The sequence below is a fragment of the Pontimicrobium sp. MEBiC01747 genome, from assembly GCF_053601635.1.
In genome coordinates, this window is record NZ_JBSHNS010000389.1 from 1 (window position 1) to 308 (window position 308).

Consider the following 308-nt stretch of genomic DNA (forward strand, 5'->3'; position numbering starts at 1 on the left):
GTACTAGCGTGTTATTACCAATACTCTCAAAAAACGGCAGCTTTATTAATGTGGGCAAAGTTATAATAAAACAAAAGGCGCAGATAATATAAATCCAAAGTTTATTATCTATAAAATAGTTTTTATCCTTAATCCAGTTAATCTCTGTAAAGTAATGCAATGGCCCTAGAACGGCATAAGAAAATAAAAAAAGTTCAAATGGTAAAAAATAGGCCAAAATAAATGCAACTACAATTAAGCCAGTATTTAAGATATCTACTTTAAAATTACCCATAAACAAAAATTAAAACTGAAAAATAATATAATTA

General features: G+C 26.6%; 1 protein-coding gene. It reads right to left on the reverse strand.

The features are described from left to right. A partial coding sequence (locus ACVC2P_RS12570; protein ID WP_452598816.1) for a hypothetical protein occupies positions 1-274 on the reverse strand: 274 nt, incomplete at its 3' end. Positions 275-308 lie beyond the last annotated feature (34 nt).